Source organism: Ramlibacter lithotrophicus (assembly GCF_012184415.1).
GTDB lineage: Bacteria > Pseudomonadota > Gammaproteobacteria > Burkholderiales > Burkholderiaceae_C > Ramlibacter > Ramlibacter lithotrophicus.
Window position 1 is genome coordinate 106,440 of sequence record NZ_VTOX01000012.1, and the last position, 18,691, is coordinate 125,130.

General features: G+C 69.8%; 18 protein-coding genes. 6 read left to right on the plus strand and 12 right to left on the minus strand.

The window, feature by feature from the left end:
• Positions 1-162: 162 nt before the first annotated feature.
• The gene (locus tag RAMLITH_RS23645) at positions 163-1,146 is read right to left on the minus strand and encodes a quinone oxidoreductase family protein (RefSeq protein ID WP_168109930.1); all 984 of its coding nucleotides are present in this window, start codon (positions 1,144-1,146) and stop codon (positions 163-165) included.
• A 105-nt stretch (positions 1,147-1,251) separates the two neighbouring features.
• Between RAMLITH_RS23645 and RAMLITH_RS23650 the strand changes: the two genes are divergently transcribed.
• Entirely contained in the window at positions 1,252-2,151 is a 900-nt protein-coding gene (locus tag RAMLITH_RS23650; RefSeq protein ID WP_168109931.1) for a DMT family transporter, read from the plus strand.
• A 41-nt stretch (positions 2,152-2,192) separates the two neighbouring features.
• Here the strand turns inward: RAMLITH_RS23650 and RAMLITH_RS23655 are convergent, their stop codons facing one another.
• The 8 genes from RAMLITH_RS23655 to RAMLITH_RS23690 all read right to left on the minus strand — a co-directional run bounded on the left by RAMLITH_RS23655 (position 2,193) and on the right by RAMLITH_RS23690 (position 10,999).
• Positions 2,193-2,990 (minus strand): SDR family oxidoreductase, encoded by a 798-nt coding sequence (locus RAMLITH_RS23655; RefSeq protein ID WP_168109932.1) that lies wholly within the window; start codon positions 2,988-2,990, stop codon positions 2,193-2,195.
• 69 nt (positions 2,991-3,059) lie between these two features.
• Entirely contained in the window at positions 3,060-3,959 is a 900-nt protein-coding gene (locus RAMLITH_RS23660; protein WP_238344358.1) for a DMT family transporter, read from the minus strand.
• Positions 3,956-5,185, minus strand: coding sequence for a DUF3422 family protein (locus RAMLITH_RS23665; RefSeq protein ID WP_238344368.1), 1,230 nt, complete (start codon positions 5,183-5,185; stop codon positions 3,956-3,958). Before RAMLITH_RS23665 ends, RAMLITH_RS23660 begins: the two co-directional genes overlap by 4 nt.
• Positions 5,186-5,353: 168 nt before the next feature.
• Positions 5,354-6,865 carry a tripartite tricarboxylate transporter permease gene (locus tag RAMLITH_RS23670; RefSeq protein WP_168109934.1) on the minus strand — a complete coding sequence of 504 codons (1,512 nt, stop codon included), beginning with the start codon at positions 6,863-6,865 and terminating at the stop codon, positions 5,354-5,356.
• 13 nt (positions 6,866-6,878) lie between these two features.
• Complete coding sequence (locus RAMLITH_RS23675; RefSeq protein WP_168109935.1) at positions 6,879-7,367, minus strand: tripartite tricarboxylate transporter TctB family protein; 489 nt, start codon at positions 7,365-7,367, stop codon at positions 6,879-6,881.
• Between the two features lie 124 nt (positions 7,368-7,491).
• Positions 7,492-9,369: a GspE/PulE family protein gene (locus RAMLITH_RS23680; RefSeq protein ID WP_168109936.1), complete on the minus strand. Its 1,878-nt coding sequence runs from the start codon at positions 9,367-9,369 to the stop codon at positions 7,492-7,494.
• The gene (locus tag RAMLITH_RS23685) at positions 9,366-10,130 is read right to left on the minus strand and encodes a spermine/spermidine synthase domain-containing protein (protein ID WP_337786201.1); all 765 of its coding nucleotides are present in this window, start codon (positions 10,128-10,130) and stop codon (positions 9,366-9,368) included. The genes RAMLITH_RS23680 and RAMLITH_RS23685 overlap by 4 nt, the downstream gene beginning before the upstream one ends.
• The gene (locus RAMLITH_RS23690) at positions 10,127-10,999 is read right to left on the minus strand and encodes a TatD family hydrolase (protein WP_168109937.1); all 873 of its coding nucleotides are present in this window, start codon (positions 10,997-10,999) and stop codon (positions 10,127-10,129) included. The genes RAMLITH_RS23685 and RAMLITH_RS23690 overlap by 4 nt, the downstream gene beginning before the upstream one ends.
• A gap of 81 nt (positions 11,000-11,080) precedes the next feature.
• Between RAMLITH_RS23690 and RAMLITH_RS23695 the strand changes: the two genes are divergently transcribed.
• From RAMLITH_RS23695 to RAMLITH_RS23715, 5 genes are all read left to right on the plus strand, one after another.
• Positions 11,081-12,106: a S1C family serine protease gene (locus RAMLITH_RS23695; protein ID WP_168109938.1), complete on the plus strand. Its 1,026-nt coding sequence runs from the start codon at positions 11,081-11,083 to the stop codon at positions 12,104-12,106.
• A gap of 55 nt (positions 12,107-12,161) precedes the next feature.
• A complete protein-coding gene (locus tag RAMLITH_RS23700) occupies positions 12,162-13,169 on the plus strand; it encodes an AAA family ATPase (RefSeq protein WP_168109939.1) in 1,008 nt (335 codons plus the stop codon).
• Positions 13,150-14,163: a DUF58 domain-containing protein gene (locus RAMLITH_RS23705; protein ID WP_168109940.1), complete on the plus strand. Its 1,014-nt coding sequence runs from the start codon at positions 13,150-13,152 to the stop codon at positions 14,161-14,163. Before RAMLITH_RS23700 ends, RAMLITH_RS23705 begins: the two co-directional genes overlap by 20 nt.
• A gap of 18 nt (positions 14,164-14,181) precedes the next feature.
• A complete protein-coding gene (locus RAMLITH_RS23710; RefSeq protein ID WP_168109941.1) occupies positions 14,182-15,222 on the plus strand; it encodes a VWA domain-containing protein in 1,041 nt (346 codons plus the stop codon).
• Between the two features lie 113 nt (positions 15,223-15,335).
• Positions 15,336-15,617, plus strand: a complete 282-nt coding sequence (locus RAMLITH_RS23715; protein ID WP_168109942.1) for a hypothetical protein — start codon at positions 15,336-15,338, stop codon at positions 15,615-15,617.
• 21 nt (positions 15,618-15,638) lie between these two features.
• On the opposite strand, the gene RAMLITH_RS23720 is transcribed toward RAMLITH_RS23715, so the two are convergent.
• From RAMLITH_RS23720 to RAMLITH_RS23730, 3 genes are read right to left on the minus strand one after another with little or no spacing between them, the layout of a single operon-like run.
• Positions 15,639-16,424, minus strand: a complete 786-nt coding sequence (locus tag RAMLITH_RS23720) for an SDR family oxidoreductase (RefSeq protein ID WP_168109943.1) — start codon at positions 16,422-16,424, stop codon at positions 15,639-15,641.
• A gap of 10 nt (positions 16,425-16,434) precedes the next feature.
• Positions 16,435-17,499, minus strand: a complete 1,065-nt coding sequence (locus RAMLITH_RS23725) for a phosphotransferase (protein ID WP_168109944.1) — start codon at positions 17,497-17,499, stop codon at positions 16,435-16,437.
• Positions 17,500-17,512: 13 nt separating this feature from the next.
• Positions 17,513-18,691 carry an acetyl-CoA C-acyltransferase gene (locus RAMLITH_RS23730; protein WP_168109945.1) on the minus strand — a complete coding sequence of 393 codons (1,179 nt, stop codon included), beginning with the start codon at positions 18,689-18,691 and terminating at the stop codon, positions 17,513-17,515.

Sequence of the window (18,691 nt, forward strand, 5' to 3'; positions counted from 1 at the left end):
GTCCCCTTCTGTGAAGCCACTGTAAAGAACCGTGCTTGTGCAGGCTGCAAGCAGCAAGGCCATGGTCGTGTAGGAGCCCCCGCTCATCGTTGGGGACCCCGCGTGAAGCGCCGTGTCGGCGCGCACCGGCTGATCGTTGGCCGTGCGCCCCGCCGGGCGGTCTTACAGTGTCAGCACCGTCGAGCCAGTGGTCTTGCGAGCCTCCAGGTCGCGGTGCGCCTGCTGCACCTGCTCCAGGGGGTAGCGCTGCTCGATGTGGATCTTCACCTTCCCGCTCGTCACGGCCTCGAAGAGGTCGTCGGCCATCGCCTGCGTGCTCTCGCGCGTGGCGATGTGGCTGAACAAGGTGGCACGGGTCACGTACAGCGAGCCCTTCACGCCGAGGATGCCGGGGGCGAACGGCGGCACCGGCCCCGAGGAGTTGCCGAACGTCGCCATCAGGCCGAACGGCTGCAGGCAGTCGAGCGACTTGTCCCAGGTGTCCTTGCCGACCGAGTCGTAGACCACCTTCACGCCCTTGCCGCCGGTGATCTCCTTGACCCGCGCGAGGAAGTCTTCCTTCGCGTAGTTGACGACGTGCGCGGCGCCGTTGTCTTTCGCCAGGGCGCACTTCGCGTCGGAGCCGGCGGTGCCGATCAGCTGCAGTCCCATCGCCTTGGCCCACTGGCAGGCGATCAGGCCGACGCCGCCGGCGGCGGCGTGGAACAGCACGAAGTCGCCTTCCTTGAGTCCGCCCTGGGGCTGGGTCTTCTTCAGCAGGTATTGCGCCGTGAGCCCCTTGAGCATCATGGCCGCGCCGGTCTCGAAGTCGATCGCGTCGGGCAACTTGCACACGGTCTTGGCCGGCATGACCCGCAGGTCGCAATAACTGCCCGGGGGCTGGCTGGCATAAGCGGCGCGGTCGCCCGCCTTCAGGTGCGTGACCCCCGGTCCCACGGCTTCGACCACGCCCGACGCTTCCATGCCGATGCGCGCCGGCATCGGCAACGGGTAGAGGCCGGTGCGGTGGTAGACGTCGATGAAGTTCAGGCCGACGGCCTTGTGGCGGATGCGGATCTCGCCCGGACCGGGCTCGCCGACGCTGACGTCGACCAGCTGCAGTTCTTCGGGCCCGCCGTTCTTCGCGATCTGGATGGCTCTGCTCATTGCGATCTCCTCGTTGCTGCTGTGGATGCGTGCCGCATCCTGCCACGAAATTCCGCCGGCCGCCGCGGGCGCCGGCACGGGGCGCGATACAGTCCCGGGTTCGCCATGAACCAGCGCCTCACACCCGCCACCGCCTTCCTCCTCACGATCCCGCCCCTGCTGTGGGCCGGCAACGCCGTCGTCGGGCGCCTGCTGCAGGGGCTGGTGCCGCCGGTGACGCTCAACTTCCTGCGCTGGGTGCTCGCGGCCGCGCTGCTGCTGCCGCTGGCGGCCTGGGTGCTGCGCCCGGACAGCCCCCTGTGGCCGCATGCGCGCCGGTTCGCGATGCTGGGGCTGCTGGGAGTGGGCTGCTACAACGCCCTGCAGTACCTCGCGCTCAAGACCTCGACGCCGCTGAACGTCACGCTGGTGGCGGCCAGCTCGCCGGTGTTCATGCTCGCGATCGGCGCCCTCTTCTTCGGCCACAAGCCGGTGCCGCGCCAGTACCTGGGCGCCGTGCTGTCGATCGCCGGCGTCCTGGTCGTGCTCTCCCGCGGCGACTGGGACGTGCTGCTGCAGGTGCGGCTGGTGCCCGGCGACGTCTACATGTTGCTGGCCACGGCGGCCTGGGCCTGTTACAGCTGGCTCCTGACGCGCCCCGGCGATCCGCCCGAGATCCGCGCGAACTGGGCGGCGTTCCTGCTGGCGCAGATGGTGTTCGGGCTGGGCTGGTCAGGGCTGTTCGCGGCCGGCGAGTGGGCGGTCGGCGCGGCGCCGATCCAGTGGGGCTGGCCCCTGGTCGCCGCCCTCGCCTTCGTCGCCGTGGGCCCGGCGATCCTCGCCTATCGCTGCTGGGGGCTGGGCGTGCAGCGGGTGGGGCCGAATCTGGCGGGATTCTTCGCCAACCTCACGCCGCTGTTCGCCGCGCTGATGTCGGCGGCCTTCCTGGGCGAGTGGCCGCACCCGTACCACGCGATCGGCTTCGTGCTGATCGTGGGCGGGATCGTGGCTTCTTCACGCCGCTGAACAGCGAACGGCTGTCCGCTCCCGCTCCCGCCGCCGCGTTCTCAGTACGTCCCCGGATACGACCCGCCGTCGATCAGCACGTTCTGGCCCGTGATGTAGCTCGCGTGCTGGCTGCACAGGAACGCGCAGGTCGCCCCGAACTCGTCCGGGTTGCCGAACCGCTGCGACGGGATGGTCTTCTTGCGCGCGTCCTTGATCTCGTCGATCGACTTGCCGGCCTTCTCCGCGGCGCCCTTCATCGTGGCGTTCAGGCGGTCCGTGTCGAACGCGCCGGGCAGCAGGTTGTTGATCGTGACGTTGGCGCCTGCCAGCTTGCTGGTGCGCGCGACGCCGGCCACGAAGCCGGTCAGGCCGCTGCGCGCGCCGTTCGACAGCCCCAGGATGTCGATCGGCGCCTTCACCGCGCTGGACGTGATGTTCACGATCCGGCCGAAGCCGCGGGCGGCCATGCCGTCCACGGTCGCCTTGATCAGTTCGATTGGCGTCAGCATGTTGGCGTCGACGGCCTTGATCCAGGCCTCGCGGTCCCAGCTGCGGAAGTCGCCGGGCGGGGGACCGCCGGCATTGGTGACGACGATGTCCCAGTCCTTGCGCAGCGCGAACACCTGCGCCCGGCCCTCGGCGGTCGTGATGTCGGCGGCCACCGACTGCACCGCCGCACTGGCGGGGCGAGCGGGATCGGCCTGGAGGCGCGCCACGGCCGCCTGCAGTGCCTCGGCCCCGCGCGCCACCAGCACCACGTTCACGCCTTCGCGCACCAGCGCCTGCGCGCAGCCGAAGCCCAGGCCCTTGCTGGCCCCGCACACGAGGGCCCACTTGCCGGCAATTCCGAAATCCATGTGATGTCTTCCTTCGCTGTGGTTGTTCGTGGCCGCATTGTGCCCCCAGGAGCCCAGGCTCCCAGCCCCTCACGCCCGGCCGGCGCGGCTGAAGACGTAGATGCCGGCGATCACCAGCGCCGTGCCGGCGGCGATCCAGCCGGTGAACGGCTCGTCGAGGATCAGCGCGCCCATGATGATGGTGGATACCGGGCCGACCATGCCTGTCTGCGCCGCCAGGGCCGGACCGATGCGCTCGATCGCCATCATCACCATCAGCACCGGCAGCGCCGTGCAGAGCACCGCATTGAGCACCGACAGCCAGACCACCGCCGGCGCCACCGTCAAGGCGGTGTCGATCGGGCGCAGCACGAGGAACTGGACGACGCAGCACACGCAGGCTACGGTCGTCGCCAGTCCCACCAGCCGCAGCGACCCGAGCCGCTGCACCAGCTGGCCGCTGTAGACCAGATAGAGGGCATACGTGATCGTGCTCGCAAAGACCAGGAAGGCGCCCCACGCGACCTGGCGGCCCTCGAAGCTCAGTTCGCGCCCCAGCACCAGGAGCACGCCGCAGTAGCTCACGGCCATGCCCACGGCGTGCATGGCCCGGATCTTCCGGCGATACAGGAGCCAGCCGAGCAGCATCACCATCGTCGGGTTCAGGTACAGGATCAGCCGCTCGAGCGACGCGGTCACGTACTGCAGGCCGGCGAAGTCGAGGAAGCTCGAGAGGTAATAGCCGCTGAAGCCCAGCCCGGCAACGCCCAGCCAGTCGCGGCGCGTGAGCGGCGCCTGGCCGCGGCTCGCCCACCACGCCATCAGGACGAACAGCGGCAGCGCGAACAGCATGCGCAGCATCAGCAGCGTCACGGCGTCGACCCCATGGCGGTACGCCAGCTTGACGATGATGGCCTTGCCGCTGAAGGCGATGGCGCCGAAGAAGGCCAGGGCGAGGCCGGCCGCCAGCCCCTGGTCACGATGCTTCAAGCCGCGAACACCTTGGAATGCAGGCGCCGCAGCGACCACCAGACGGCCAATGCCACCACCGGGATCGCCGCTGCCGCCGTGCTCTCGGCGGCGAACGGCCAACCCACTGCCTGGGCGCCCTTGGCCAGGTAGCTCACCAGCCCGACGATGTAATAGGTGATGGCGGCGACCGAGAGCCCTTCCACGGTGGCCTGCAGCCGCAACTGCAGCTGCTGGCGCCGGTTCATCGCGCCCAGCAGGTCCTGCGTGCTTTGCTGCTGCTCGATTTCCACCCGGGTGCGCAGCAGGCTGCTGATGCGCGAGACGCGCTGCGACAGCGCATCCTGGCGCCGCGTGGTCCACTCGCAGGTGGCGCGCGCCGGCGACAGGCGCCGGTCGATGAACTCGCCGATGGTCTGCAGGCCCGGCAGGCGCGCCTCGCGGATGTCGGCGAGCCGCCGGTCCACCAGCTCGAAGTAGGCGGTGCTCGCCGAGAAGCGCGCGTGCGAGCCGGCGTACTGGCTCTCGATCTCCCCCGCCAGCTTGGTCAGCCGGTCCAGCAGCTGCGGCTCGTCCTCCCGCCCGGCGCCGCGAATCGCGCTGGCCAGCGCCGCGAGTTCCTGCTCCGCCGCCGCGAGCGTCGCCCCGGTCTCGCGCGCCGCCGGCAGGCCGAGCATCGCGGCCATGCGGTAGGTGTCGATTTCCAGCAGGCGCTGCACCAGCCGGCCGAGCCGGCGCGGCGACATCCCCGCTTCGGCGTCCGCCGGGTCGCCGCCGGCCAGCAGCACCGTGCGGGAGAAGCCGTCGGCGTGCAGCGCGAAGTCTGTGTACACCCGCGCCTGGCCGTCCGCCACGCGCGAGCCGACCAGGGTGTCCTCGCGCAGCAGCGGCGCCACGGCCGCCGGCGCCCCGTCGCCCGCCAGCACCCACAGGTGCATGGCGGCCAGGCACTCGCCCGGCAGGCTGTCCAGCCACTGGCGAGGGACCGCGTCGCGACCGACGGGCGGCTCGTTGCCGCGCAGTGCCGCAACGTCGACCGGCCGCGAGAAGGTCCAGGTCACGAACTCGGTGTGCAGTTCCCAGCGCAGGCGGAACGCCCCGAAGTCCATGCGCAGGTGGTTGGCGTCGCCGCCAGGCAGCGGCAGGTGGTGCTCGCGCAGCAACGCGGCCAGGTGGCCACGGCTTGCGTCGCGCTCGGCGGCGGTGGTCAACATGACCATGTGCGAGATGGCCAGCGGCGCGCCCATCGCTTCGGGCGGCCGGGCATGGATCTCGTTGTGCAGCGCCACGCGCTGCGGATGCGTCCTCGTCACGATGCTCCCCCTGCCTTTATTGTCGCTCGCCGCACGCCGGCGTCCGCACCAGCGAAAACGGCGCCCGCAAGGGCGCCGTCTTTCGCTGGCCGGACGGCGAGGTCAGTCCTCGACGAAGGCTTCCGCGCGCTTGGAGCGGATCGACGGCAAGGCGACCACCACCACCAGCAGCAAGGCCGCGGCCAGCAGGCTGGCAGACAGCGGGCGCGTGACGAACACGCTCCAGTCGCCGCGCGAGAGCAGCAGCGCACGGCGCAGGTTCTCTTCCATCATCGGTCCCAGGATGAAGCCCAGGAGCAGCGGCGCCGGTTCGGCCCCCAGCTTGATGAACAGGTAGCCGACGACGCCGAAGATGGCGACCATCCAGATGTCCCAGGTGTTGTTGTTCGTGGAGTACACGCCGATGGCGCAGAACAGCACGATGGCCGGGAACAGCCAGCGGTACGGCACCGTCAGCAGCTTGATCCAGATGCCGATGAGGGGCAGGTTCAGGATCACCAGCATGGCGTTGCCGATCCACATCGACACGACCAGGCCCCAGAACAGCTGCGGGTTGCTGGTCATCACCTGCGGGCCCGGCTGGATGTTGTGGATGGTCATGGCGCCGACCATCAGCGCCATCACGGCGTTGGGCGGAATGCCCAGCGTCAGCAGCGGGATGAACGAGGTCTGCGAGCCGGCGTTGTTGGCCGACTCCGGCGCCGCGACGCCGCGGATGTTGCCCTTGCCGAACGGGACCTCGCCCGGGTGCAGCTTGGTCTTCTTTTCGATCGTGTAGGCCGCGAACGCCGACAGCAGCGCGCCTCCGCCCGGCAGGATGCCCAGCATGGAACCGAGCGCCGTGCCGCGCAGGATCGCGGGCGCCATGCGCTTGAAGTCGTCCCTCGTGGGAAACAGGCCCTTCACCTTGCCGGTGAACACCTCGCGGTGCTCCGCGGGCTTGGACAGGTTGCTGATGATTTCGCCGTAGCCGAACACGCCCATGGCGATCACGATGAAGCCGATGCCGTCGGTGAGTTCCGGGATGTCGAACGAGTAGCGCGCGACACCGGAGTTCACGTCGGTGCCGATCAGGCCCATCAGCAGGCCCAGCACGATCATGGCCACGGCCTTGATCAGCGAGCCGGAAGCCAGCACCACGGCGCCGATCAGGCCCAGGATCATCAGCGAGAAGTATTCGGCCGGACCGAACTTGAAGGCGACTTCGGTCAGCGGCACGGCGAAGGACGCCAGGATCAGCGTGCCGACGCAGCCCGCGAAGAACGAACCGATGCCGGCCGCGGCCAGCGCGGGACCGGCCCGCCCCTGCCTGGCCATCTGGTAGCCGTCGATCACCGTCACGACCGACGCCGATTCGCCGGGCAGGTTCACCAGGATGGCGGTGGTCGAGCCGCCGTACTGCGAGCCGTAGTAAATGCCGGCCAGCATGATCAGCGCCGAGACCGGGGGCAGCGCGTACGTCGCCGGCAGCAGCATGGCGATGGTGGCCACGGGGCCGATGCCGGGCAGCACGCCGATCAGCGTGCCGAGCACGACCCCGATGAAGCAGTACAGCAGGTTGATCGCCGAAACGGCCGTGCCGAAGCCGATCGCGAGGTTGGAAAACAGTTCCATCTTCTTCTTTCCTTCAGCCGGTGATGAAGGTGGGCCACACCTGGAACTGCAGGTTCAGCAGCACGATGAACGCGAGGTAGCTTCCGATCGCCAGCACCGTGGCCAGGATGATCACTTCCTTCCACTTGAATTCGTCGCCCGCCATCGCGGCGATGAACGTGAGCCCGTAGATCGCGACGATGAGGCCCATCGCCGGAATGCCGAACCGGGGCAGCCCGCCGAGCAGGAGCCCGAACAGGATGTTGGAGCCGATGATGAAGCCCAGCGGCTTCCACGCCCACTTGCCGATCGGCTCGCCGTCCTCGGTCTCGACCACCATGGCCTCGAACACGATGAAGCCGCCGAGCGCGGTGAGCAGGATGCCGAGCAACAGCGGGAAGTAGCCGGGACCCATGCGCGCGCCTTCGCCGATGGTGTAGTTCGTCGCTCCCCATGCGAAGGCGATTCCGACCGCCATGAACATGAGGCCGGACCAGAAGTCCTTCTGGCTCTTGATTCTCATGAAGTCCTCGAGACAAGAATGAAAGAAGGAATTGTCTGGCTCGGCCAGGGGCCTCCGGATGTGGATTCCACCTATCCGGATGAGCTTGCCATCCAAGGGTTTACCCTGGGACTGGACGGCCGCCTCACTCGAGCGGCGGCGTCGCGGTGAGCACTTCCTCGAGGGTGGTGAGGCCTTCGGCGACGCGCAGGGCACCGGCGAGCCGCAGCGGCCGCATCCCGTCGGCCACCGCCTGGCGGCGCAGGCTGTCGATGTCCGGCGACTGGTTCACTTTTTCCTTGAACTCCTGCGTGACGGCGAGGAGTTCGTACAGCCCCATGCGGCCGAGGAAGCCGGTCATGCGGCAGTCGACGCAGCCGACGGCGCGGTACGGCTGGTACCCGCCGGAGATCTTCCAGGGCTTGACGATCGCATCGAGCGCCTCCCGGGAGGCGCCGTCGTCGGGCTTGCGGCACTGGCGGCACAAGGTCCGCACCAGGCGCTGCGCCAGCACCCCGAGCAAGGTGGCGTTGACCAGGTACGGTGCCACGCCCAGCTCCAGCAGGCGAGTGACGGCCGACGGGGCGTCGTTGGTGTGCAGCGTCGTGAACACCAGGTGGCCGGTCAGGGCCGCCTGGATCGCCATTTCGGCGGTCGCGAGGTCGCGGATCTCGCCCACCATGATGATGTCCGGGTCCTGCCGCATCAGCGAACGCAGGCCCTCGGCGAAGCCGAAGTCGAGCTGCGGCTGCACCTGCGTCTGGTTGAAGGCCGGCTCGATCATCTCGATCGGGTCCTCCACGGTGCTCACGTTCACCTCCTCGGTCGCCAGGCGCTTGAGCGTGGAATAGAGGGTGGTCGTCTTGCCGGAGCCGGTCGGGCCCGTGACCAGCACGATGCCCGACGGGCGCTTGACCAGCGACTCCCAGCGCTGCGCGTCGTGTTGCGAGAAGCCCAGCGCGTCCAGGTCCTTCACGGCCGTGTCCGGGTCGAAGATCCGCATCACCATCTTCTCGCCGAAGGCCGTCGGCAGCGTCGACAGCCGCATCTCGATTTCGTCGCCCGCGGCAGCCGCCGCCGGGCCGCCCCAAGGCGGCTGAGCCCCCCCGGGGGGCAGCGCAGCGGCCTCGGCCGCCAGCGTGGGGGCCCTGGCTCTTCGGGTCTTGATGCGGCCGTCCTGCGGCCGGCGCTTCTCGACGACGTCCATGCGGCCCAGCAGCTTGATGCGGGCGATCATGGCGTTCAACACGCCCATCGGCATCTGGTAGACCGGGTGCAGCACGCCGTCGATGCGGAACCGGATCACGCCCTGCTCGCGGCGCGGCTCCAGGTGGATGTCGCTGGCGCGCTGGTCGAAGGCATAGGTCCACAGCCAGTCGACCACCTGCACCACGCCCTGGTCGTTGGCGTCCAGCTGCTTGTTGCTGCGCCCGAGCTCCACCAGTTGCTCGAAGCTCGCCGCGCCGCTGCTGCCGCCGGAGCGCTGCGCGGCCCGCACCGACTTCGCCAGCGCGAAGAACTCGGCGGTGAAGCGATGCAGCTCCTGCGGACTGGCGAGCACCCTGCGCACCTTGCGCCGCGACTGGCGCTCGACCTCGTCCACCCAGTCGGTGAGAAACGGCTCGGCGGTCGCCACCACCACCTCGCCGGCCGTCACCTGCACCGGCAGCACGCGATGGCGCTCGGCGTACGCGGCGCTCATGGTGTCCGCGACTTTCGCCACGTCCACCTTGAGCGGGTCGATGCGCAGGTATTCCAGGCCGCTGCGCCGCGCCAGCCACTCGGTCAGCGACTCGATGTCCAGCGGCTTGCCGTCGACCGCGCGCGCCATCGCCACCGCCGCCAGCCGCACCAGCGGGTGCTGCACGCTCTCCGCCTGGGAGCAGCGCGCGATCGTGCGGCGCGCCTCGTCGGGCGAGATGACGCCGTCCTGGCTGAGCCATTCGACCAGCGTGCGCCAGTCGATCGGTCCCTCGCGCGGAACGCCGCGCTCGGCGGCGCGGGGCTTGGGGGCTGGACTCATGCTGGATCCACCGGCTTGAAGACCTTCAGCCACTTGCGCGCGGGCAGGCCCCAGCGCGAGTGGATCGCTTCGGCGCGCTGTGGCAGCAGGCCGCGTTCGGGCCGCGCCGGGGTGCGCAGCGCCAGCACGATGGTGTTGCCCTCGCGCGTGGGCCGAAAAGCCCAGGTCGCCTCGCGCCCGAACACCGACGCGATCGTCTCGAGGCTTCGCTCGAAGCTCGACGAGCGGCCGAACAGGTTCACGGTCATGCAGCCGTCGTCGGTCAGCAGCCGCCGGCAATCGGCATAGAAGTCGGCGCTGTCGAGCACGGGCGCCGCCGCCTCCTCGTCGTAGAGGTCCACCTGCAGCGCGTCGACGGTGCCGTGGCGCGCCTCGTCGGCCACCACCTGGGCGGCGTCGCCGAGGATGACCGTCAAGCGGGCGTCATCCCCCGGCAACTTGAACCAGAGCCGGCAGGCCGCGACGACCTGCGGGTTCAGCTCGACCGCCGTGGTCCGCATCTTCAGTTTCCTGTAGCTGAACTTGGTGAGCGCGGCCGCGCCCAACCCGAGCTGCATGGCATGCCGCCGCGCCACGGAGTCCGGCTCCACGAACAGCAGCCAGGCCATCATCCGCTGCACGTATTCGAGCTCGATGTCGAACGGCCGGTCCAGCAGCATGGAACCCTGCACCCATTCGGTTCCCAGGTGCAGGTAGCGCACGTCGCCCTGGTCGGAGAAGTTGACTTCGGGCAGGCCGGCGGGGGTGGGTCGGGCGTTCACTGCCCGTGATTATCGCCACCGGCGGATGAGGAGCCCGCGCCGGCGCGTTCCGCCAGCAGCGGCGCCAGCTTCGGCAACGCTGCCGCTGCGTTGGCACGGGCCGCCTGCGCGAGGTCCTGCTCGGGCATGCCGCGCAGCGCGGCGAGCACCGCGCCGATGCGCGGCAGCTCGCCGGGCTCGTTGCGGCCCTGGCCAGCGCCGGCGGCTCGCTGCGCGGCCGTGCGATAGATCCACTGCGGCGGGATGTCCGGCGCATCGGTTTCGACCACCAGGGCCGACAGCGGCAGTTCGGCGGCGAGCCGGCGGACCTGCAGCGCCCGCTCGTAGCTGATCGTGCCGCCGAAGCCGAGGCGGAAACCGAGCTTGACGAATTCGTCGGCCTGCTGGCGGCTGCCGTTGAACGCGTGCGCGATGCCGCCGACGCCGGCCACGCGCAGGTGCTTGAGCAGCGCGTCGGCCGAGCGCCGCACATGCAGGATCACCGGCAGGCCATGGCGCGCGGCCAGCCGCAGCTGTTGTGCGAGGAACTGCTCCTGGCGCTCGCGCTGCGGTGCATCGCCGAAGAAGTCGAGGCCGATCTCGCCGACGGCGACCAGGCGCGGATCGCCGCGGGACTGCCGCAAGGCTTCGTCGAGCCGCTCCAGGTCCCCGGGATCGGCGCGGTCGACATGGAGCGGATGGATGCCCAGCGCATAACTGTCGTCGTGGCGGGCGGCAAGGTCGCGCACGGCACCGAACGTCGCCACGTCCACCGCCGGCAGCACGCAGTGCGCCACGCCGGCAGCGCGCGCTCTCGCGCGCACCGCGTCACGGTCGGGCGCGAATTCGGGCGCGTCCAGGTGGCAATGTGTATCAATCCACGCCGTCATCGCACCATGATGCCGCAAGCCGTGCAGGGCCGCGCAAAGCGTGATACCGTTGATCGACAGTGTGAATCAGGCAGGTGAACGATGCGCAGGCCCTCCCTCTACAGCTCAAGCCGCTCGGGACGGTCCGGGCAGGACGGTTCAAGCGCCGGCACGGCAGCAGCCGGGCACGCGCCTGAAGACACCGCGGCGGCCGCCGCGCCGCCGGCTGCGGCAGTCCGCCGCCGGCACTTCTCCGTGACCAGCCCGGCCCTGATGTGGGCCGCGATCCTGCTGCTGGCGGGCGCCCTCGCATTCGTCCTCACGCTCGGGCTGCACACGGGCCAGCGCAAGCTGACGCAGGACGACATCAACGCGGCCGTGATGAAGACGCTCGAGACGCAGGTGATGCCGTCCGAATACGCGCGTGCGTACGACAACATCCGCCCGTCGGTGGTGCGCGTGGTGAGTTACGTGAACAAGAGCCGGCTGAAGGACCACAAGGAAGGCGGCGCAAGCGGCGCGGGCGCCGCCAAGCCCAAGCCGCTCGGCTCCGCCACCGTCGAGCCGCCCGCCAAGAGCGAGGACGAGGTCGAGCACGGTGTGGGGACCGGCGTCGTGATCATCGACAAGGGCGTGATCCTCACCAACCTGCACGTGGTCTCGGGCGCCGACCGGATCTCGGTGACGTTCTCGGACGGACTGCAGGCCGACGCGTCGATCAGCGGCGTGCAGCCGGAGAACGACCTCGCGGTGCTGCAGGCCAGCAAGATCCCCGACGACATGATCGCGGCCACGATGCGCTCCACCGCCGACCTCGGGCCCGGCGACCGGGTGCTGGCCGTGGGCTTTCCGTTCGGCATCGGCCCGTCGGCGTCCGCGGGGATCGTGTCCGGCCTGAAGCGGGCCTTCCGCTCGCCCGAGGGCAAGCACGAGATGACCAACCTGATCCAGTTCGACGCGGCTGCCAACCCGGGCAATTCCGGGGGGCCGCTCGTGACGATGGACGGCGAGGTGGTGGGCATCGTCACCGCCATCCTCAACCCGACCCCCGCGCGCACGTTCCTCGGCATCGGCTTCGCCGTGCCGATCGAGAACGCCGCGGCGGCCGCCGGCCTGCCGCCGTTCTGAGCGCGGCCGCCGGCCCCGAATCCGACACAGCCCCAGCCCCCAGGGAAGGAGACCCATGGAAGCCAACACCCGCCAGGACACCGACACCGCCCAGTTGATGGAGCAGATCCTCTACGAGGTCAAGCGGGTCGTCGTCGGCCAGGACCGCTTCCTGGAGCGCGTCATGGTGGCCATCCTGGCCCAGGGCCACCTCCTGGTCGAAGGCGTGCCCGGACTCGCCAAGACGCTCACCGTCAAGACGCTGGCCAACACCGTGCGCGGCAGTTTCAAGCGGATCCAGTTCACGCCCGACCTGGTGCCTTCCGACCTGGTCGGCACCCGCATCTACAACCAGAAGACCGGCGACTTCAGCACCGCGCTGGGTCCGGTGTTCACCAACCTGCTGCTGGCCGACGAGATCAACCGCGCGCCGGCCAAGGTGCAGAGCGCCCTGCTCGAGGTGATGCAGGAGCGCCAGGTGACGATCGCCGGCGAGACGCACAAGGTGCCCGAGCCCTTCCTCGTGATGGCGACCCAGAACCCGATCGAAACCGAGGGCACCTACCCGCTGCCCGAGGCGCAGGTCGACCGGTTCATGATGAAGGTGCTGGTCGACTATCCGACCGACGAGGAAGAGTTCGTGATCGTGGAGCGGGTGACCGGCCCCAGGGTCGACGTCTCCCCAGTCGCCACGACCGAGCAGCTGGCGGCCCTGCAGCGCGAATGCCGCCGCGTCTACGTGGACCCGGCGCTGGTGCAGTACGCCGTGCGCCTGGTGTCGGCCACGCGCACGCCGGACAAGCACGGGCTCAAGGACCTCGGCCGCTATCTCACGTTCGGCGCCAGCCCCCGGGCCACGATCAACCTGACCGAAGGCGCGCGGGCGCTGGCCATGCTGCGCGGCCGCACCTACGCGCTGCCGGAGGACATGGCCGACCTCGTGCCGGACGTGCTGCGGCACCGGCTGGTGCTGTCGTACGAGGCGCTGTCCGAGGGCCTGTCCGCCGACGCGCTGGTGGCGCGGATCATGGCCAGGATTCCCGCCCCACCGAAGCCGCTGGAACATGAAAAGCTGGCTGCATAACGCTTCGCCGACACGAAACGCGGCGCGGGGCGCCGCGAACTTGGGCGCGGCGACAGGCGCCGCGACGCCGCCTGGGGAGGCCGAGCACGTCCTGCGGCGCCTCGAGTGGACCGCCATCCGGCGCCTGGACGGCCTGCTGCAAGGCGACTACCGCACGCTGCTGCGCGGCTCGGGCCTGGACCTGGCCGACCTGCGGGAGTACCAGCACCACGACGACGTGCGCCACATCGACTGGAACGTGACGGCGCGCCTGCAGGTTCCCCACGTCCGCGTGTTCACCGAGGACCGGGAGATGGCCGCCTGGTTCCTGCTGGACCTGAGCCCCTCGGTCGACTTCGGCTCGGGGGAGCAGCGCAAGCGCAACGTGTCGGCCGAATTCGTGACGGTGCTGGCCAGGATGTTGACGCGGCACGGCAACCGCGTCGGCGCCATGCTGTACGGCAGCGGCGTCGACACCGTGATCCCCGCGCGCGGCGGCAGGCGCCACGTCCTGCACCTGTTGCACAGCATGCAGCACCGCCCGGTGACGCCCGAAGGCCGGGTCACCCGGCTGCGCGACCTGCTGGAATCGGGCTCGAACCTGGTCAAGCGGCGCTCCACGGTGTTCGTGGTCTCCGACTTCATCAGCGAGCCCGGCTGGGAGCGCCCGCTGGCCCTGCTGGCGCGGCGGCACGAGGTCGTCGCGGTGCGGGTGGTCGATCCGCTCGAGCTGGACCTGCCCGACCTCGGGCTGCTCACCATGCGCGACGCCGAGACCGGCGAGCAGGTGCTGGTGGACACCCACGACGCCGGCTTTCGCAAGCGCTTCGCGCGGATCGCGGCTCAGCGCGAGGCCGAACTGCGCGAAGGCTTCGTGCGCGCCGGCGTCGACGTGCTCGAACTCTCCACCGACGACGATCTGGTGCAGGCCGTCGTCCGCTTCACCGACATGCGCAAACGCCGCGCGCGGCTCGCGGCGGGCGGCGGCCTCCCGGCGCACCTGCGGGCGGCCTGACTTCGCGGAGGACCACCCATGAATTTCCTCTGGCCCGAATTCCTCTGGCTGCTGCTGGCGGTGCCGCTGCTGGTGGCGCTCTATGTCTGGCTGTTGCGGCGCAAGAAGAAGACCGCGCTGCGCTACGCCTCGCTGTCCATCGTCAAGGAGGCGCTGGGCCCGGGGCAGACGATCCGGCGCCACGTCCCGCCGGCCCTCTTCCTGCTGGCGCTGGTGGCGATGCTGGTCGCGGCGGCGCGGCCGCAGGCGGTGGTCACGCTGCCGTCGAACCAGCAGACGATCATCCTGGCGATGGACGTTTCGGGCAGCATGCGGGCCACCGACGTGCAGCCGAGCCGCCTGGTGGCGGCGCAGAACGCCGCCAAGGCCTTCCTGGCCGAGCTGCCCAGGCACGTCAAGGTGGGCATCGTCGCCTTCGCCGGTTCGGCGCAAGTGGCCCAGCTGCCCACCACGAACCGCGAGGACCTGGTCACGGCCATCGACCGCTTCCAGCTGCAGCGCGCCACGGCCACCGGCAACGCGATCGTGATCTCGCTGGCGACCCTGTTCCCCGACGCCGGGATCGACCTGCAGTCGCTTCAGGGCGGACGGGAGCGCCAGCGCGGCTTCGCGATCGACGGCGAGCGCAAGGAGAAGAAGGAGTTCACTCCGGTTCCGCCCGGCTCGTACAGCTCGGCGGCGATCATCATGCTGACCGACGGCCAGCGCACGACCGGCGTCGACCCGCTGGAGGCCGCCAAGATGGCCGCCGAGCGCGGCATCCGGGTGTACACCGTCGGCATCGGCACCGTCGACGGCGAGACGATCGGCTTCGAAGGCTGGTCCATGCGGGTCCGGCTGGACGAGGAAACGCTCAAGGCGATCGCGACCAAGACCAGCGCCGATTACTTCTATGCCGGCACCGCGAACGACCTGAAGAAGGTGTACGAAACGCTGAGTTCCCGGCTGACCGTGGAAAAGCGCGAAACCGAGGTGTCCGCCCTGTTCGCCATGGCGGCGGCGGTATTGGCCCTCCTTTCGGCCGGGTTATCGTTGTTGTGGTTCAACCGGATCCTCTGACGCACCTGCGGCGTGCATAAGAAGCACCGCTGTTGCTTCGTGACGTCGCAGTCCTTCGATCTGATGAAAACCCGTGTTGAGCGCCATCGCCCGCTCGGGTTACATTAACTTACATGACACCCAGCGAGTTTGCCGAGGACGAGTTTGCCGAATGGGACGAGGCCCTGCTGGCCCAGCGCATGGCGGAGCGGGCCCTGGAGGCGGCACTGCCTACTGCCTCGCCCGACGAACTGGCGGCGCTGCTGGGGCAGGTGCGCGCCCTGCGAACCCGGGCCGACCTCATGCTGGCCGACGCCGTGCAGTTGAAATGCTCGTACCGCGACTCGAAGATGGCCGCCCTCGAATCCTGGGAGACCGACGCGCCGCCGGTCTGGCGCTCTGGCCGGCGCTCCTGACGCAGCGCTCCTGACCAGACGTCAGCTGCCCTGCCGCACTCGCTCGGACCTGGCCCGCAGCTTGCGCATCCCACCCAGCCACCGCCCCACGTCGGCTGTCTTCCCTCGCAGATAGTCCAGCACTTCGGGATGCGGCAGCACGAGGAAACGCTCGTCGCGCATCGCCTCGATGACGTCGTCGGCGACCTGCTCGGGCGTGACCATGTTCTCCTGCAGGAAGCTCTTGCGGTCGCCCTCCTTGCCCATGAGCATCGGCGTGCGCACGCCTTGCGGGCAGAGGCAGCTCACCCGGATGCCCTTGTCGCCGTACTGGATGGACAGCCATTCGGCCAGCGCGACCGCGGCGTGCTTGGTGACCGCGTAGACCGCCGACTCCGGGTGCGAGAGCAGCCCGGCCGCCGAGGCGGTCTGCAACAGGTAGCCCTCCCCGCGTTCCAGCATCTGCGGCACCACGGCCCGCGCGCCGTACACGTGTGCCATCAGGTTGACATCCCACAGCCGCTGCCAGTCGCCGTTGCTCGCCTGGAGGCCGCCGCCGGTCGCCACGCCCGCGTTGGAGCACAGCACGTCGACCCGGCCGAAGTGGTCCGTGGCCCGCGCGATCAGCGCCTGTACCTCCGATTCGATCGAGACGTCGGTGCGCACGGCCAGGCCGCCTGCCTGGGCCGCGACGGCCCGGGCCTGTGCTTCGTCGAGGTCCGCGACGACGACCCCGGCGGCACCCTCCTGCGCGAAGCGGCGTGCCAGCGCGGCGCCGATGCCCGATGCGCCGCCGGTCACGACGACGACCTTGCCCTTGATCTCCATGATGTCCCCTTCAGGCGATGGTTTGCGCCAGCCTCCACGCCTGCTCGGCGAGCGGCCTGACGCGGTTGCCGGCCTGCGCGGCCTGTGCGCTCGCGGCGTTGCCTTGCAGGGCCCGCTTCTTGATGCCTTGCACGATGCCGACCAGCCGGAACATGCCGAACACCAGGAAGTAGACCCAGTCCTCTCGACTCGGCTGGGCACGCCCGGTACGACGCAGGTACCACTGCAGGTACTCGGACTCGGACGGAATGCCCAGCGCATGCAGGTCCAGGCCGGCCAGCCCGCGCGAGCCCTCCCCGGCCTGCATGTGCCAGGCCATGCAGTGGTAGGCGAAGTCGACCATCGGATGGCCCAGCGTCGACAGTTCCCAGTCCAGCACCGCCACGATGCGCGGCTCGGTGGGATGGAAGATCACGTTGTCGAAACGGTAGTCGCCGTGCACGATGCGCGCCTCGTCGCCGGGCGGGATGCGCGCCGGCAGCCATTCGATCAGGCGCTCCACGGCTTCGACCGGCTCGGTCTCGGCCGCGCGGTACTGCCTGGTCCAGCGGCCGACCTGCCGTTCGATGTAGCCGCCGGGCTTGCCGTAGTCGCCCAGGCCGACGGCGGCCGGATCGACGCGGTGCATCGCCGCGATCACGCGATTCAGCTCGTCGAAACAGGCGCGCCGCTGCGACATCTCGATGCCGGGCAGGGCCGGGTCCCACAGCACCCGCCCGTCGACGTAGTCCATGATGTAGAACATCGCGCCGACCACGCCGGTGTCCTCGCACAGCGCATGGGCCCTGGCGACCGGAACGTCCGTCTTGGCCAGGGCGCTGATCACGCGGAACTCGCGGTCGACGGCGTGGGCCGAAGGCAGCAGCTCGCCCGGCGGCTTGCGCCGCAGCACGTAGCGCTGCCCGCCGGCTTCCACCAGGAACGTCGGATTCGACTGCCCGCCCTTGAACTGCTCGACCTTCAGCTCGCCGGAGAACCCGTCGACATGCTGCGCCATCCAGCGCGCGAGCGCCGACTCGTCGAAGGCGTGTTGCGGCGCCACCGGCCGCGTGCCCATGAACTGCTCGAACGCCATCGGAGGACTTCGCTCAGACCACTTCGAACAGGCCGGCCGCGCCCTGGCCGCCGCCTATGCACATCGTCACGACGACGTACTTCGCGCCGCGGCGCTTGCCTTCGATGAGCGCATGGCCGGTGAGGCGCGACCCGGTGACGCCGTACGGGTGCCCCACCGCGATGGCGCCGCCGTTGACGTTGAGCAGTTCGTCGGGGATGCCCAGCTTGTCGCGGCAGTACAGCACCTGCACCGCGAACGCTTCGTTGAGCTCCCACAGCCCGATGTCCTTCATCTTCAGGCCGGTGCGCTGCAGCAGTCGAGGGATCGCGAAGACCGGCCCGATCCCCATCTCGTCCGGCTCGCACCCGGCGACGGCGAAGCCGCGGAAGAGGCCCAGCGGCTGGATGCCGCGCTGCTCGGCGAGCTTCGCGTTCATCAGCACGCAGGCCGACGAGCCGTCGCTGAACTGGCTGGCATTGCCGGCGGTGATCACGCCACCCGGGAGCGCGGAGCGGATCTTGCTGACGCCTTCCAGCGTGGTGTCGGCGCGGATGCCTTCGTCGGCGGCGATGGTCACTTCCTTGCGGCTGATGCGCCCCGTGGCCTTGTCGGCCACGGCCATCACCGTCGTCATCGGCGCGATCTCGTCGTTGAACTTGCCCGCCGCCTGCGCGGCCGCGGCGCGCTGCTGGCTGCGCACGCCATATTCGTCCTGCGCCTGCTTGGAGATGTTGTAGCGCTTGGCGACGGTCTCCGCCGTCTGCAACATCGTCCAGTAGATCTCGGGCTTGCGCTCCAGCATCGCCGGGTCCGCGCGCATGTGGCGGTTGGCCTCGTTCTGCACGCAGGAGATGCTCTCGACGCCGCCGGCGACCATCACCGGCACCTGGTCGACGATGATGCGCTGCGCCGCCATCGCGATCGCCTGCAGGCCCGACGAGCAGAAGCGGTTGATGGACACGCCCGTGGTCGTCACGGGCAGGCCCGCGCGCAGCGCCGCGACGCGCGCGACGTTGCCGCCGGTGGTGCCTTCGAGCGCCGCGGCGCCGAGGATCACGTCCTCGACCTCGTCGGGGGCGATGCCGGCGCGCCTGACGGCGTGCTCGATGGAGTGCGCGGCCAGGGTCGCGCCGTAGGTCATGTTGAAAGCGCCCTTCCAGCTCTTGGCCAGGCCGGTGCGCGCGGTGGAGACGATGGCGACGTCGGTCAT

What these genes read in the sequence shown, in the direction of transcription:
- RAMLITH_RS23645 (WP_168109930.1), bottom strand. Translation starts at nt 1,146, where the DNA reads ATGAGCAGAGCCATCCAGATCGCGAAGAACGGCGGGCCCGAAGAACTG.
- RAMLITH_RS23650 (WP_168109931.1), top strand. Translation starts at nt 1,252, where the DNA reads ATGAACCAGCGCCTCACACCCGCCACCGCCTTCCTCCTCACGATCCCG.
- RAMLITH_RS23655 (WP_168109932.1), bottom strand. Translation starts at nt 2,990, where the DNA reads ATGGATTTCGGAATTGCCGGCAAGTGGGCCCTCGTGTGCGGGGCCAGC.
- RAMLITH_RS23665 (WP_238344368.1), bottom strand. Translation starts at nt 5,185, where the DNA reads ATGGGCGCGCCGCTGGCCATCTCGCACATGGTCATGTTGACCACCGCC.
- RAMLITH_RS23670 (WP_168109934.1), bottom strand. Translation starts at nt 6,865, where the DNA reads ATGGAACTGTTTTCCAACCTCGCGATCGGCTTCGGCACGGCCGTTTCG.
- RAMLITH_RS23675 (WP_168109935.1), bottom strand. Translation starts at nt 7,367, where the DNA reads ATGAGAATCAAGAGCCAGAAGGACTTCTGGTCCGGCCTCATGTTCATG.
- RAMLITH_RS23680 (WP_168109936.1), bottom strand. Translation starts at nt 9,369, where the DNA reads ATGAGTCCAGCCCCCAAGCCCCGCGCCGCCGAGCGCGGCGTTCCGCGC.
- RAMLITH_RS23690 (WP_168109937.1), bottom strand. Translation starts at nt 10,999, where the DNA reads ATGACGGCGTGGATTGATACACATTGCCACCTGGACGCGCCCGAATTC.
- RAMLITH_RS23695 (WP_168109938.1), top strand. Translation starts at nt 11,081, where the DNA reads ATGCGCAGGCCCTCCCTCTACAGCTCAAGCCGCTCGGGACGGTCCGGG.
- RAMLITH_RS23700 (WP_168109939.1), top strand. Translation starts at nt 12,162, where the DNA reads ATGGAAGCCAACACCCGCCAGGACACCGACACCGCCCAGTTGATGGAG.
- RAMLITH_RS23705 (WP_168109940.1), top strand. Translation starts at nt 13,150, where the DNA reads ATGAAAAGCTGGCTGCATAACGCTTCGCCGACACGAAACGCGGCGCGG.
- RAMLITH_RS23710 (WP_168109941.1), top strand. Translation starts at nt 14,182, where the DNA reads ATGAATTTCCTCTGGCCCGAATTCCTCTGGCTGCTGCTGGCGGTGCCG.
- RAMLITH_RS23715 (WP_168109942.1), top strand. Translation starts at nt 15,336, where the DNA reads ATGACACCCAGCGAGTTTGCCGAGGACGAGTTTGCCGAATGGGACGAG.
- RAMLITH_RS23720 (WP_168109943.1), bottom strand. Translation starts at nt 16,424, where the DNA reads ATGGAGATCAAGGGCAAGGTCGTCGTCGTGACCGGCGGCGCATCGGGC.
- RAMLITH_RS23725 (WP_168109944.1), bottom strand. Translation starts at nt 17,499, where the DNA reads ATGGCGTTCGAGCAGTTCATGGGCACGCGGCCGGTGGCGCCGCAACAC.
- RAMLITH_RS23730 (WP_168109945.1), bottom strand. Translation starts at nt 18,691, where the DNA reads ATGACCGACGTCGCCATCGTCTCCACCGCGCGCACCGGCCTGGCCAAG.